This is a genomic window from Streptomyces sp. NPDC046303, assembly GCF_055588085.1.
Window position 1 is genome coordinate 81975 of sequence record NZ_JBVJFA010000023.1, and the last position, 13732, is coordinate 95706.

The following is a 13732-nucleotide window of genomic DNA, read 5'->3' on the forward strand; positions in this document are numbered from 1 at the left end:
GCCTTCCGGGCCTGACCTCGAACGACGATCGTCGCGGCAGCCGACGACTTTCGAGGACAGCCCCGGCCCCCGCCGTCTGCGAAGGTCGGAGTGTCCGGGCGGACGACCGCCGCCGGACACGGAACGACACGGACACACACGACACGGAGGAACGGGCGTGGCACAGCGCAAGGGTTGTCTGATCGGCTGCGGGGTGGCGCTGGTGCTGGGGGTGGGCCTCGCCGTGCTGGCGGTGTTCGGCATGGGGAAGGTCCTCGACATGGCCGACAAGACCCTGGTCGACCCCGAGGTCTACGGGGCGGTGAAGACCGGCGACGCGGAGAGCGAGGTCCGCGCCAAGCTCCCGTCCGGCGACTCCTTCGTCAAGAGCGCCCTCAAGGACGGCGGCCCGGCCGAGCCCGAGGGCAGCGCCTGCTCCTGGTACATATCCAGCGGCGACCCCAAGAACGGCAAGGAGACCGTGCTCAGGTTCTGCTTCAAGGACGGCAAGCTCGTGGAGAAGACCGAGTATCCGATGAAGTAAACCGCATTAGTTCCGGCTTCGTTATCGAATCGATATCACCGTCAACCGCCTTGGGGCTAAAGCGCATTAGCGCAGGTCGCGATGGGCTCCGCACGGGCCTTTCGGGGACCCGGTACCACTGCCGCGGCATTCCGCACCAGGGCCTCACCGGCCACCGGGGATCCTGCCTCATTGACGAGCTCTTGAATCCCGACGACCGTGGGCTCCGCCTCCGGCAATGAGGCCGGACTTCTGCGAAGGCGGCGACGATGACCCGTTCGAACCCGACCCGTACGGCCGTTGCCCTGCTGGTGGCCGGCGCCCTCCTCACGACCGGCGGATGCGGGCTGAGCGGTGGCTCGGGGGAGGTGGAGGAGGCCGAGAAGACGGGCAGAGTGGCGGGTGAGATCACCTTCCGCACACTCCAGTTAAAGCCCGCGTTCACGGCGTACGTACAGGGCGTCATCGACGGGTTCGAGGCCGCGCACCCCGACGCGAAGGTCACGTGGGAGGACGTCCCCGGCGACGGCTACAACGAGAAGCTCGTCGCCGACGCCCAGGCCGGAGCCCTGCCGGACGTGGTCAACCTGTCCACCGACTCCTTCCAGCTCCTCGGCGACCGGGGCATGCTCGCCGACGTGGCCAAGCTCGACGGCGCGCTGGCCGAGGAGTACGTGCCGGGCGCCTGGGAGCAGTTCAAGCTCCCGGGCAAGGGCGACGGCGTGTACGCCTACCCCTGGTACGTGACCCCGGAAATCCTCACCTACAACAAGGAACTCTTCGTCAAGGCCGGCCTGGACCCGGCCAAGCCGCCGGCCAGCGTGGAGCAGTTCTTCGACTACGCCGAGCGGATCGCCGCCACGTCCGGCGGCCGCTACGCCGCGTTCATGGCCGACCCCAAGGGCCGGCTCCCCGGCGACTGGCAGAAGATGGGCGTCCCGATCCTCGACGCGAAGGGGGAGCGGTTCACCTTCGACACCGACCGGGCCGTCGCGTGGGTGGAGCGGATGAAGGACCTCTACGCCAAGGGCGCGATGCCCAAGGAGTCCCTCCTCACGTCCGACGACATCAACCAGCTGTACGGCGGCGGGAAGCTCGTCTTCGGCCCCGGCTCCCCGGGGTTCGTCAAGGACATCAAGCAGAACGCCCCGCAGGTCTATGCGAACACCCACGTCGCCGGCGCCGTCACGGGCACCCTCGGCCACATCGGCATCTACGCCCAGTCCCTCGGCATCAAGAAGGACACCAAACACCTGGACGCGGCGACCGAGTTCGCCAAATGGGTCACCAACGGCCCCAACCAGGTGGCGTTCTCCAAGAAGGCCACCATCTACCCGTCCAACGCCCGGGGCCTCGCCGACCCGTACTTCGCGGACAAGGGCGACGGCAAGGACGCCGAGACCCTCGCCCGCGCGATCGGCGCCGAGCAGCTGAAGACGGCCGAACTCGACGCCAACACCCCCGTCCAGTGGACCAGCCAGGTCGGCGACGCCGTCGTCCGCGAGATGCAGAAGGCCATCAAGGGCGAACAGGACCCCCTAACAGCGGTCAGGAAGGCCCAGGAGGAAGCCAACAAGCTGCTCGCCGACGCGGCCCGGAAGTGACCCGCGCGGTGCGCCACCGCGCCCGGTGGGCCCCGTACCTCTTCCTCGCCCCCGGCCTGCTGATGGTGGCGCTGTTCAGTCTCTGGCCTTTCGTCAACACCGTCATCCTCTCCTTCACCGACGCCCGGATCCTGCGCGGCGGCACCTTCGTCGGCTTCGCCAACTACACCCGCGCCTTCGCCGACCCCGACTTCTGGACCGCGACCGGCAACAGCGTGCTGTACCTCGCCGTCGTCGTGCCCTGCCTGGTGCTGCTGCCGCTGGCGCTGGCCGTCCTCGTACGGACCAAGGTCCCCGGCATCGGCTTCTTCCGCTCCGCCTTCTACACCCCGGTGATCGCCTCCGCCGTGGTCGTCGGCCTCATCTGGCAGTGGGTGCTGCGGAGCGACGGACTCGTCAACACCGTCTTCCGGCAGCTGCACATCGTCTCCGAACCGGTCCCGTTCCTGACCGACAGCACGATGCTGCTGGTCTCCGCCATGATCGTGACCGTGTGGAAGGGCCTCGGCTACTACATGGTCTTCTACCTCGCGGCCCTCGGGAACGTCCCCGCCTCCCTCTACGAGGCCGCCGCCCTCGACGGCGCCGGCCCCGTCCGGCGCTTCTTCAGCATCACCGTCCCCCAGGTGAAACCGATGATGCTGCTGGTCGGGACCCTCTCCGCCATCTCGGCGCTGCGCGTCTTCACCGAGATCTACATCCTCGGCGGCGAGAGCGGCGGCCCCGGCGGCGGCGCACGCACCCTGCCCTTCCTCATCCGCCAGGTCGGCCTCGGCTTCTCCGGCGAGACCGGATACGCCTCCGCCATCTCCCTCCTGCTGTTCCTCCTGACGCTCGTCTTCAGCCTGCTCGGCCGCCGCCTGACGAAGGGGGACGAGACGTGAGGCGCCCCTGGACCGGTCTCGCCGGCCGGTACGCCACGCTGCTGCTGATCCTCGTGATCATGCTGGGCCCGATCGTCTGGCAGTTCCTGACCTCGATCCGCGGCCGCACCGAGAACGTCTACGACGGCGCACTGCCCTCGCAGCCCACCCTCGACAACTACGTGCGCGTCGCCGAGTCCTTCCCGCTGCTCCAGTACGTCGGCAACACCCTCGTCGTGGCCGCCCTCGCCGTCGCCTCGAACCTGCTCTTCGCGGCGATGGGAGGCTACGCCCTGTCCCGGCCCGGCTGGAAGGGCCGCAAGGCCGTCTTCACCGTGCTCGTGGCGACCCTGATGTTCCCCTTCGAGTCCGTGATGATCTCGATGTTCCTCACGGTCCGCGAGATGGGCCTGGTCGACACCCTCGTCGGCGTGTGGCTGCCCGGCGCCGTCTCCGTCCTCAACATCATGATCATGCGGGCGTCGTTCCTTTCCGTACCCAAGGAGGTGGAGGAAGCCGCGATCCTGGACGGCGCCGGTGAGTGGGCCCGCTTCACCCGGGTGTTCCTCCCCGCCGCCAAGGGATCACTGGCCGTCGTGTGCATCACCAGCTTCATGGGCGCCTGGGACGACTTCCTGTGGCCCCTGCTGGTCCTCACCAACAGCGAGCACTACACCCTCCAGCTCGGCCTGAAGACCCTGGCCGGCGCCACCACCGTCAACGACCAGCGGCTCATCGCCGCGGGAGCCATGGCCGCGCTCCTCCCGATGATGCTCCTCTTCTTCGCCCTCCAGCGTTTCTTCTTCAAGGGCGTCGGAGAGGGAGCCGTCAAAACCTGACCCGACCCCTCTGCCTCCTGGAGCAGCCGTCATGCACGACGACCGCAGCATCACCGAACACCGCCTCCGCCGGGTCCTGAAGGAGCGCATCAAGCCCGCCGTGCACTCCCGTCCGGTCCCACTGACCCTCGCCCGCTGGGAGGCCCCGGGCGAGCCCGTCCCCGTCGCCCGGGGCCTGGCCGCGCCGTACGAGCCCTGCACGGTCGGCGAGCCGTGGGGCCCGGCCTGGGGCACCACCTGGTTCAAGATCACCGGGACCGTCCCGGCCGACTGGGCGGGCCGTACGGTGGAGGCCGTCCTCGACCTGGGCTTCGACCGGATGATGCCCGGCTTCCAGTGCGAGGGACTGGTCCACCGGGCCGACGGAAGCGAGGTCAAGGCGCTGAACCCGTACAACGACTGGGTGCGCGTCGCCGACCGGGCCGAGGGCGGCGAGCGCGTCGAGTGGTACGTCGAGGCCGCCTCCAACCCGGTCCTCGTCGAGCACACGGCCACCTACGAGGGCGACAAGCGGACCAGCGGCGACCAGCCCCTCTACCGGATCGCCCGGATGGACCTCACCGTCTTCGAGACCGAGGTCTGGGAACTGGTCCAGGACCTGGAGGTCCTCCACGACCTGATGACCCAGCTCGACACCCGGGACGCCCGGCGGTACGACATCCTGCGCGCCGTCGAGGCGGCGCTGGACGCCGTGGACCTCGGCGACGTGCCCGGCACCGCGGCCGCCGCCCGCGCGTGCCTGACCGGCGTGCTCACCGCCCCCGCCCACGCCTCCGCACACCGGATCAGCGCGGTGGGCCACGCGCACATCGACTCCGCGTGGCTGTGGCCGCTGCGCGAGACGGTCCGCAAGGTCGCCCGTACCTCCTCCAACATGGTCAGCCTGATGGACGAGCACCCCGAGTTCGTCTTCGCCATGTCGCAGGCGCAGCAGCTCGACTGGATCAAGACGTACCGGCCCGAGCTCTTCGAGAGGATCAAGAAGAAGATCGCGGACGGGCAGTTCGTGCCGGTCGGCGGGATGTGGGTGGAGTCCGACACCAACATGGTCGGCGGCGAGGCCATGGCCCGCCAGTTCCTCTACGGCAAGAAGTTCTTCCTGGACGAGTTCGGCATCGAGACCCGGGGCGTCTGGCTGCCCGACTCCTTCGGCTACACCGCCGCGATGCCGCAGATCGTCAAGCTCTCCGGCTCCACGTGGTTCCTGACCCAGAAGATCTGCTGGTCCCAGGTCAACCGCTTCCCCCACCACACCTTCTGGTGGGAGGGCATCGACGGAACCCGCGTCTTCACCCACTTCCCGCCCGTCGACACCTACAACTCCGACCTGGGCGGCGCCCAGCTGGCGCACGCCGCCCGCAACTACCGGGAGAAGGGCCGCGGTTCGCGCTCGCTGGTGCCCTTCGGGTGGGGCGACGGCGGCGGCGGCCCCACCCGCGAACACCTGGCCCGCGCCAAGCGCCAGCGGAACCTCGAAGGCTCCCCGCGGGTCGAGGTCGAGCGGCCGGACGCCTTCTTCGAGAAGGCCTACGCCGAGTACGCGGACGCGCCCGTCTGGGCCGGCGAGCTCTACCTGGAGCTGCACCGCGGCACGTACACCTCCCAGGCCAAGACCAAGCAGGGCAACCGGCACAGCGAATCACTGCTGCGCGAGGCCGAGCTGTGGGCGGCCACCGCCGCGGTACGGGTGCCGGCGTACGCCTACCCGTACGAGGACCTCGAACGGATCTGGAAGACGGTGCTGCTGCACCAGTTCCACGACATCCTGCCCGGCTCCTCCATCGCCTGGGTGCACCGCGAGGCGCGCGAGACGTACCGGTCGGTGCGCGAGGAACTGGAGGGGATCACCCTGGCCGCGCAGACGGCACTGGCGGGACCGGGCGGGCAGGAGCTGGTCTTCAACTGCGCCCCGCACACCCGGCGCGGCATCCCGGCCGGCGGCGCGGGCGTCCCGGCCGGGCCGGGGCAGCTGGTGACGGTGGAGGAGCGGCACGGCGGCGGCCACGTCCTGGCCAACGGCCGGCTGCTGGTGGAGATCGACGCCCGCGGGCTGGTGGTCTCCGCGTACGACCTGGAGGCGGGCCGCGAGGCGGTCGCGCCGGGCGGCGCGGCGAACCTGCTCCAGATCCACCCCGACTTCCCGAACATGTGGGACGCCTGGGACATCGACGCGTTCTACCGCAACAAGGTCACCGACCTCGTCGCCCTGGACGCCATGGAGGTCGCCGAGAGCGGCCCGTCGGCCGTCACCGTCCGGGTCACCCGCTCCTTCGGCTCCTCGACGGCGGTGCAGTCGCTCACCCTGCGGTCCGGGCCCAAGACGCTGGACATCGCCACGGAAGTGGACTGGCACGAGACGGAGAAGATCCTCAAGGCGGCCTTCCCGCTGGACGTCAAGGCCGAACGGACCGCCTCGGAAACCCAGTTCGGGCACGTCTACCGGGCCACCCACACCAACACCTCCTGGGAGGCCGCCCAATTCGAGATCTGCGCTCACCGCTGGATCCACGCGGAGGAGCCCGGCTGGGGCGTCGCCCTGCTCAACGAGTCCACCTACGGGCACGACGTGACCCGCGACATGCGGCCCGACGGCGGCCAGACCACCACGGTCCGGCTCTCCCTGCTGCGCGCGCCGCGCTATCCCGACCCGGAGACCGACCAGGGCGCCCACACCCTGCGGTTCGCGCTGGCGCCGGGCGCCGGGATCGGCGACGCGGTCCGCGAGGGCCACGCGTTCAACCTGCCGGAGCGGGTGGTGCCCGGCGCGGGCCCGGTCGCCCCGCTGCTGGCCGTGGACAACGACGCGGTGGTCGTCGAGGCGGTCAAACTCGCCGAGGACCGCGGCGGCGACGTGATCGTCCGCCTGTACGAGTCCCGCGGCGGCCGCGCCACGGCCACCCTGGCGCCCGGGTTCCCGGTCACGGCGGCAGTCGAGAGCGACCTCCTCGAGCGCCCCCTGTCCGGATCGGGGGCCGGCCCCCTCACCCCGGCCGGCACGCTCACCCTCACCCTGCGCCCGTTCCAGATCCTCACGCTGCGCCTCCGGCGGGCCTGAGGGCCGGGCCGGTCGCCGCCCCGCCCGCCCCGCGCCGGTGCGGTCGCGGCAGTGAACTCCGCCACAAGAGGGGCCGTCCTCCCCCGAAAACCGGGGAGGACGGCCCCCACCCGGTTTTGCACCTAGTTGCAAAACCGGGCCGCCCTCGCTAGAACAGGTCCATCACCCCCGCGCGAGGAGGCGCCCCCCATGTCCCAGAGCCGGTACCCGCACCTGCTGAGCCCGCTGGACCTCGGATTCACCACGCTGCCGAACCGCGTGATCATGGGCTCGATGCACACCGGTCTCGAAGAGCACCAGGGCGGCTTCGAGCGCCTCGCCGCCTTCTACGCCGAGCGCGCCCGCGGCGGCGCCGGCCTCATCGTCACCGGCGGCATCGCCCCGAACGACGCCGGCCGCCCCTTCGAGGGCGGCTCCCGCCTCACCACCGAGGACGAGGCCGCCGAGCACCGGGTGATCACCGAGGCGGTGCACGCCGAAGGCGGGAAGATCGCGATGCAGATCCTCCACTTCGGCCGGTACGCCTACCACAAGGACCTGGTCGCCCCCAGCGCCCTCCAGGCCCCCATCAGCCCCTTCGTGCCGAACGAGCTCACCGACACAGAGGTCGAGCGGACCGTCGAGGACTTCGTCCGCGCCGCCCGCCTCGCGAAGCTCGCCGGCTACGACGGCGTCGAGATCATGGGCTCCGAGGGCTACCTGATCAACGAGTTCATCGCCGCCGCGACCAACAAGCGCACCGACCGGTGGGGCGGCGCGTACGAGAACCGCGTGCGCTTCCCGCTGGAGATCGTCCGGCGCACCCGCGAGGCCGTCGGCGAGGACTTCATCGTCATCTACCGCCTCTCCATGCTCGACCTGATCCCCGGCGGCTCCACCCTCGACGAGGTCGTGCGCCTCGCCAAGGAGATCGAGGCGGCCGGCGCCACCCTCATCAACACCGGCATCGGCTGGCACGAGGCCCGCATCCCCACCATCGCCACCTCCGTCCCTCGCGGCGCCTACACCTGGGTCACCAAGCGGCTGATGGGCGCGGTGTCCGTCCCGCTCGTCACCAGCAACCGCATCAACACCCCGGAGATCGCCGAGGAGTTGCTCGCCGACGGCCGCGCCGACCTGGTGTCGCTGGCCCGGCCCTTCCTCGCCGACGCCGACTTCGTCGCCAAGGCCGCGGCCGGCCGCCCGGAGGCCATCAACACCTGCATCGGCTGCAACCAGGCCTGCCTCGACCACACCTTCAGCGGCAAGATCACCAGCTGCCTGGTCAACCCCCGCGCCTGCCACGAGACCGAGCTCGTGCTCTCCCCGACGCAGCTGAAGAAGCGCGTCGCCGTGGTCGGCGCCGGTCCGGCCGGACTCGCCTGCGCGGTGTCCGCCGCCGGCCGCGGCCACGTCGTCACCCTCTTCGAGGCCTCCGGCCACATCGGCGGCCAGCTCGACATCGCCCGCCGCATCCCCGGCAAGGAGGAGTTCGAGGAGACCATCCGCTACTACGGCCACCAGCTCGAGGAGAGCGGGGTGGAGGTCCGCCTGAACACCCGCGCCGACGTGGAGACGCTTAAGGACTACGACGAGGTCGTCGTCGCCACCGGAGTCACCCCCCGCACCCCGGACATCGAGGGCGTCGACCACGCCAATGTCGTCGGCTACCTCGACGTGCTGCGCGACGGCGCCCCCGTCGGTGAGCGTGTCGCCGTCGTCGGCGCCGGCGGCATCGGCTTCGACGTCGCCGAGTACCTCACCGACAGCGGCGAGGGCGCCTCCCAGGACCCGGCCGTCTACTTCCGCCACTGGGGCGTGGACACCTCGTACACCGGCCCCGGCGGACTCACCGCCGCCGAGCGCCCCGCACCGCCGCGCCAGGTCCACCTGCTCCAGCGCAAGGCGACCAAGGTCGGCGCAGGCCTCGGCACCACCACGGGCTGGATCCACCGGGCGGAGCTCAAGCACCGCGGGGTGGTCTCCGTCGCGGGGGCCGCGTACGACCGCATCGACGACGAGGGCCTGCACATCACCGTCGACGGCGAGCAGCGTCTCGTACCCGCCGACACCGTCGTCCTGTGCACCGGGCAGGAGCCGCGCCGCGACCTGTACGAGGCGCTGCGCGCGGCCGGTGTCGAGGCGCACCTGATCGGCGGAGCCGACGTGGCCGCCGAACTCGACGCCAAGCGGGCCATCCGCCAGGGCACCGAACTGGCCGCAAGCCTTTAGCACCTGAACCGTCCGAACGAAAGGGATTGTGGTGGTCCGGCCGGGCCGCCACAATCTCCCGGTGACGTTCTCACCCGCAGACGCAGACAAGATCCTCGCCGACAACTTCGCCCCCTGGGTGCTCGCCCTGGGCCTGAGCGTCCAGGAGACCGGCGAACGGCACGCCGTGCTGCGGCTGCCCTGGTCCGACACCCTGGCCCGGGACGGCGGCGGCCTCTCCGGCCAGGCACTGATGGCGGCCGCCGACACCGCCACCGTCATCGCGATCTCCAGCGCGCGCGGCGCGTACGGGCCGATGACCACGGTCCAGCAGTCGACGAGCTTCCAGCGCCCGGTGACCGGCGCCGACGTCCTGATCCGCGTACAGGTCACCAAGCTCGGCCGGCGGATGGCCTTCGCCGACATCACCATGACCCCCGAGGGAGCCGCGGAGCCGGCCGCCACCGCCTCCACGGTCTACGCCCTGCTGGGCTGAGCCCCTTCCGCGGCCCCGCCCGGGGTCCCGTCCCTGGTCCATTCCTTGGTCCCGTCCTTGGTCCCGTCCGCCACCGGCAGCCGGACCACCAGCCGGGCTCCCCGCGGGGAGTCCTCGGCGGTGAGGGTGCCGCCGTGGTGGGCGGTCAGGTCCCGCGCTATGGCGAGGCCCAGGCCGGCCCCGCCGTGGTCGCGGCTGCGGGCGTCGTCGAGGCGGGTGAAGCGCTCGAAGACCCGCTCCCGGTCGCCGTTCGGGATGCCGGGGCCGTCGTCGGTCACCTCCAGCACGGCGGTCGGTCCGTACGGTCCACCGGTGGCGCGCAGGACGACGTCCACCCGCCGGGCGGCGAACCGCTGGGCGTTGTCGAGCAGGTTGGTGACCACCCGGGCCAGCCACAGTTCGCTGCCCTCCACCCGGATGCCGGCCGCCAGCTCCGTGCGCACGGGTACGCGGTCCCCGAGGCGTGCCTCCACGGCGCCCCGGACCACGGCGCCCAGGTCCAGCCGGACCGAGGCCATCGGCTGGGAGGCGTCGATCCGGGCGAGCAGCAGGAGGTCGGAGCAGAGCTGCTGGAGCCGCTCGGTGTCCTGGAGCGCGCCACTGATCAGTTCCGGCCACAGTTCCGGGTCCCGGACGGCCAGGGCCACCTCCAGCTGGGTGCGCAGCACCGTGAGGGGGCTGCGCAGTTCGTGGGAGGCGTCCGCGATGAACTGGCGCTGACGGATCCCGGCGGACTCCAGCCGGTCCAGGGTGGTGTTCATCGTCTGCGCCAGGCGGGCCACCTCGTCCTGGGTGGGCGGTACGGGGACCCGGCGGTGCAGGTCCCGGTCGCTGATCCCGGCGACCTCGGCGCGGATCGCCTCGACCGGTGCGAGCGCCCGGCCGGTGACCCGCCAGGTGACGAAGGCGACGGTGGCGAGGAGCAGCGGGCCGCCGACCGCGAGCGCGGCGGCGGTGGTGTCGTCGGCCGCGTCCACATCGCGCAGTGAGGTCCCCACGAAGACGGTGACCATGCCCTGCGGGGTCTCGGTGGTCACCTGCACGACCCGCTGGCGGTGCTCCCCGCCGAGCGGGCCGCTCTGCCAGGTGTGGGACTCCCTCCCGGGGCGCAGGGGTTTGACGGGGGCGAGCGGGAAGTCCCCGGCCAGGTTCGGGTAGGCGCGCAGGACCCGGCCGCGGGCGTTGACGACCTGGACGAATTCGACGCCGTGCAGGTTCGGCCGCATCGTCTCGAGCTCCCCGGAGGCCGCCAGCCGCGCGACGGTCTCGGCATGCCGCGCGGCGTCGCGCTCGGCATTGCGCAGCAGGTTGGCCTCCAGCAGCCCGAGGAGGGCGAAGGAGGCCAGCGTCAGGGCCGCGGCGACGACCGCGACCGCGCCGACCGTGGCGCGGGCCCGGACGGTCGTGGGCCACAGGCGGCGCAGCGGAGAGCGCTGAAGCAGGTGTCGCAGGCCGCGCAGGTGTCGCAGGCCGCGCAGGCCGCGGCGCAGGTAGCGCGGGCCGTGCAGCTGTCGCAGGCCGTCCAGGTGCGGGAACCGGCGGCGGGGGAGTGCGGGCTCAGCCACCGTCCACCGCCAGCCGGTAGCCCGCGCCGCGCACCGTCTCCAGGGCGGCGCGGCCGAACGGCGCGTCGATCTTGCGGCGCACGGCGCTGATGTGGACCTCGACCACGTTGGGATCGCCGGCGAAGGCGATGTCCCACACCTGTTCCAGTATCTCCCGCTTGGGCACCACCTCCCCGGGGCGCCGGGCCAGGTACTCCAGGACCGCGAACTCCCGTGCCGTCAGCCGGATCTCGGTGTCACCGCGGGAGCAGCTGTGCCGGGCCGGGTCCAGCACCAGATCCCCGAAACGCATGATCTGCGGGCCGCGGCGGCCCGTGCGCCGGGCCAGCGCGCGCAATCGGGCGACCAGGACGAGGTAGGAGAAGGGCTTGGACAGGAAGTCGTCGGCGCCGGTGTCCAAGGCCTCCGCCTCGTCGTACTCGCCGTCCTTGGCCGTGAGCATCAGGATCCCGGACTCGTTCCCGGCGGCGCGCAGCCGCGCGCACACCCGGTAGCCGTTCAGGCCGGGCAGCATGATGTCGAGCACGATCAGGTCGTAGTCGTGCTCGGTGGCCATCCACAGCCCTTGGAGCCCGTCGTGGGCCACGTCCACGGCGAACCCCTCCGATTGGAGGCCCCGCTGCAGGGCCACGGCCAGCCGCCGTTCGTCCTCCACCACCAGTACGCGCATGCCGACCAGGGTCTCAGGCCCGGTCCGCGGCCGGCTGAAGAGGTCTTCAGCCGGCTTCAGGTGGGCTTCAGCATCCGCTCAGCATGCTCTCCAACGAGCCGGGTGCCGTGCCCGGTTGTGTATGAGGAGTCCCGGTATGTCTGAGTCTTTCCCGCCGTCCGAGCGGCCCGAGCAGCCCACGCAGCCCGTGAACGCCCCGGAGGCAGGTGCGCGGCAGCGCAAGCGCGTGGACCTGGGGCGTCTGGTGCCCCGGAGCAAGGGCGCCCGCTGGGCGGCGCTGGGCGCGGCCGTGGTGATCGTCGGCGGTACGGCGGTGGCGGTGGCGGTGGACCACCACCACGACACGCGGATGGCCGGTCCCCGCTTCGCCTGGGCCGAGGCCGGCCACGAGGGCGGCAAGCTGCGCGGCCCCGGACACGGCGGTGACCACGGCGACCACGGCGACCACGGCGAGCACGGCGACCGCGCGTTCCGCGGGCCCGAGAACTTCAAGGATCCCCGGCACCCCATGGACCTGAAGGCCCTGAAGGAGATGCGGAGGATGCAGGGCGCGGACCCGGAGCACGGCGCCGGTGAAGCCGGCCCGGGGGGCTCCGTGAAGGCGGCCCCCGCGCCGCTGCCGTCGCTGGCCATCGCGACGGCGGCCGAGAAGGCGGCCGGGGCCGTGGACGGCGGCAAGGTGGAGAGCATCCGCGTGGTCGCCCAGGAAGGCGGCGGCAGCGCCTGGCTGGCCGTCGTCCTCGGACCGGACGGAGTCCGCCACGCGGTGACGGTCTCCGGCGCGGACGGTACCGTCACCAGCAACGTCCCCGTCGCCCGGCGGTAGTCGGGCCGGTCCGGCCGCTCCACGACCGGGTACGGCGGCGCGCAGGCGCCGCTGTTCCCGGGAAGGGAACCCCCGCCAGGCCGCGGGCGGGGGACCGGCCGCCAAGGCTCCCGCACCCCGCGCTAGTGTGCGCCGGGTGAGCTTTCATGTCGTTGTAGGTTTTGGACCCGCCGGCGCCGCCACTGCTCGGCTGCTCGCCGAACAGGGCCATGAGGTAAGGGTCGTCACCGCCTCGGGCCGCAGCCCGGAGCCCGGGATCGAACATGTCGCGCTGGACGCGAGGGACCCCGAGCGGCTGACCGAGGCCACGAAGGGCGCGGTCGCGCTCTACGGCTGCGCCGCGCCGCCCTACCACCGCTGGGCGAGCGAATGGCCGCCGCTGAGCGCCGCGGCCTGCGCGGCGGCCGAGGCCACCGGGGCCGTCCTGGTGATGCTGGGCAACCTCTACGGGTACGGTCCGGTGGCCGGCCCCCTGACCGAGGGGCTGCCGCTCGCGGCGACCGGCCCCAAGGGGCAGGTGCGCGCCGCGGCCTGGGAGCAGGCGCGGACCCTGCACGAGCAGGGGCGCGTCCGGGCGGTCGAGGTGCGGGCCTCGGACTTCTTCGGGCCCGGCGTCACCGAGGGCGGCCATCTGGCCTCGCGGGTCATGCCGCCGCTGTTGCGCGGCAAGGCGGTCTCCACGCTCGGGAACCCGGACGCGCCGCACAGCTGGACCTATCTCCCCGACGTGGCCCGGGCGTTGGCCGAGGCAGCGGCCGAGGAGCGGGCCTGGGGACGGGCCTGGCACGTCCCGACGGAGACCGCGCGGTCCGTCCGCGAGATGGTCGACCGCCTGGCCGCCCAGGCGGGGACGGGGCCGGTCGCGGTGCGCAGGCTGCCGCCGGCCGTGCTGGGCGCGGCCTCGCTGTTCTCCCCGCTGCTCCGCGAACTGAAGGAGATCCGCTACCAGTTCGACCGCCCGTTCGTCGTCGATTCCAGCGCCTACGAGGCGGAGTTCACGGTACGGGCCACGCCCCTCGACGAGCAGGTCCGGGCGACCGTGGACTGGTGGCGCGAGCGGGTGGCGCACACCGGATGACACACGGGCCGGCCCGGCTGCGACAACAGCCGGGCCGGCCCTCA

11 protein-coding genes are annotated in these 13732 nt (G+C 72.0%); 9 read left to right on the forward strand and 2 right to left on the reverse strand.

Going from position 1 to position 13732, the window contains the following annotated elements; all coding sequences use genetic code 11:
* Window positions 1-157: 157 nt before the first annotated feature.
* The 7 genes from ACZ6I1_RS23670 (at window position 158) to ACZ6I1_RS23700 (ending at window position 9549) form a co-directional block, all read left to right on the forward strand.
* The gene (locus tag ACZ6I1_RS23670) at window positions 158-523 is read left to right on the forward strand and encodes a hypothetical protein (RefSeq protein WP_469290216.1); all 366 of its coding nucleotides are present in this window, start codon (window positions 158-160) and stop codon (window positions 521-523) included.
* Window positions 524-771: 248 nt separating this feature from the next.
* On the forward strand, window positions 772-2106 hold the full coding sequence (locus tag ACZ6I1_RS23675; protein ID WP_469290218.1) for an ABC transporter substrate-binding protein: 1335 nt from the start codon (window positions 772-774) through the stop codon (window positions 2104-2106).
* Window positions 2107-2168: 62 nt separating this feature from the next.
* Window positions 2169-2990: a carbohydrate ABC transporter permease gene (locus ACZ6I1_RS23680; RefSeq protein WP_469290281.1), complete on the forward strand. Its 822-nt coding sequence runs from the start codon at window positions 2169-2171 to the stop codon at window positions 2988-2990.
* On the forward strand, window positions 2987-3808 hold the full coding sequence (locus ACZ6I1_RS23685; RefSeq protein ID WP_469290221.1) for a carbohydrate ABC transporter permease: 822 nt from the start codon (window positions 2987-2989) through the stop codon (window positions 3806-3808). The genes ACZ6I1_RS23680 and ACZ6I1_RS23685 overlap by 4 nt, the downstream gene beginning before the upstream one ends.
* A gap of 31 nt (window positions 3809-3839) precedes the next feature.
* Window positions 3840-6863 (forward strand): alpha-mannosidase, encoded by a 3024-nt coding sequence (locus ACZ6I1_RS23690; RefSeq protein ID WP_469290223.1) that lies wholly within the window; start codon window positions 3840-3842, stop codon window positions 6861-6863.
* Window positions 6864-7052: 189 nt separating this feature from the next.
* Window positions 7053-9074, forward strand: a complete 2022-nt coding sequence (locus tag ACZ6I1_RS23695; protein ID WP_469290225.1) for an oxidoreductase — start codon at window positions 7053-7055, stop codon at window positions 9072-9074.
* 61 nt (window positions 9075-9135) lie between these two features.
* Entirely contained in the window at window positions 9136-9549 is a 414-nt protein-coding gene (locus tag ACZ6I1_RS23700) for a PaaI family thioesterase (RefSeq protein ID WP_469290226.1), read from the forward strand.
* On the opposite strand, the gene ACZ6I1_RS23705 is transcribed toward ACZ6I1_RS23700, so the two are convergent.
* A complete protein-coding gene (locus ACZ6I1_RS23705; protein WP_469290228.1) occupies window positions 9531-11114 on the reverse strand; it encodes a sensor histidine kinase in 1584 nt (527 codons plus the stop codon). The two genes, ACZ6I1_RS23700 and ACZ6I1_RS23705, sit on opposite strands and share 19 nt — an antisense overlap.
* The gene (locus ACZ6I1_RS23710) at window positions 11107-11784 is read right to left on the reverse strand and encodes a response regulator transcription factor (protein ID WP_469290231.1); all 678 of its coding nucleotides are present in this window, start codon (window positions 11782-11784) and stop codon (window positions 11107-11109) included. Before ACZ6I1_RS23710 ends, ACZ6I1_RS23705 begins: the two co-directional genes overlap by 8 nt.
* A 136-nt stretch (window positions 11785-11920) precedes the next feature.
* On the opposite strand from ACZ6I1_RS23710, the gene ACZ6I1_RS23715 reads away from it, so the two are divergent.
* Window positions 11921-12610 carry a hypothetical protein gene (locus tag ACZ6I1_RS23715; protein WP_469290233.1) on the forward strand — a complete coding sequence of 230 codons (690 nt, stop codon included), beginning with the start codon at window positions 11921-11923 and terminating at the stop codon, window positions 12608-12610.
* A 136-nt stretch (window positions 12611-12746) separates the two neighbouring features.
* On the forward strand, window positions 12747-13688 hold the full coding sequence (locus ACZ6I1_RS23720; RefSeq protein WP_469290235.1) for an NAD-dependent epimerase/dehydratase family protein: 942 nt from the start codon (window positions 12747-12749) through the stop codon (window positions 13686-13688).
* Window positions 13689-13732 lie beyond the last annotated feature (44 nt).

Bases quoted from the DNA above. Each gene is read 5' to 3' on its own strand.
- ACZ6I1_RS23710 (WP_469290231.1), bottom strand. From the start codon at position 11,784: ATGCGCGTACTGGTGGTGGAGGACGAACGGCGGCTGGCCGTGGCCCTG.
- ACZ6I1_RS23690 (WP_469290223.1), top strand. From the start codon at position 3,840: ATGCACGACGACCGCAGCATCACCGAACACCGCCTCCGCCGGGTCCTG.
- ACZ6I1_RS23680 (WP_469290281.1), top strand. From the start codon at position 2,169: ATGGTGGCGCTGTTCAGTCTCTGGCCTTTCGTCAACACCGTCATCCTC.
- ACZ6I1_RS23675 (WP_469290218.1), top strand. From the start codon at position 772: ATGACCCGTTCGAACCCGACCCGTACGGCCGTTGCCCTGCTGGTGGCC.
- ACZ6I1_RS23715 (WP_469290233.1), top strand. From the start codon at position 11,921: ATGTCTGAGTCTTTCCCGCCGTCCGAGCGGCCCGAGCAGCCCACGCAG.
- ACZ6I1_RS23695 (WP_469290225.1), top strand. From the start codon at position 7,053: ATGTCCCAGAGCCGGTACCCGCACCTGCTGAGCCCGCTGGACCTCGGA.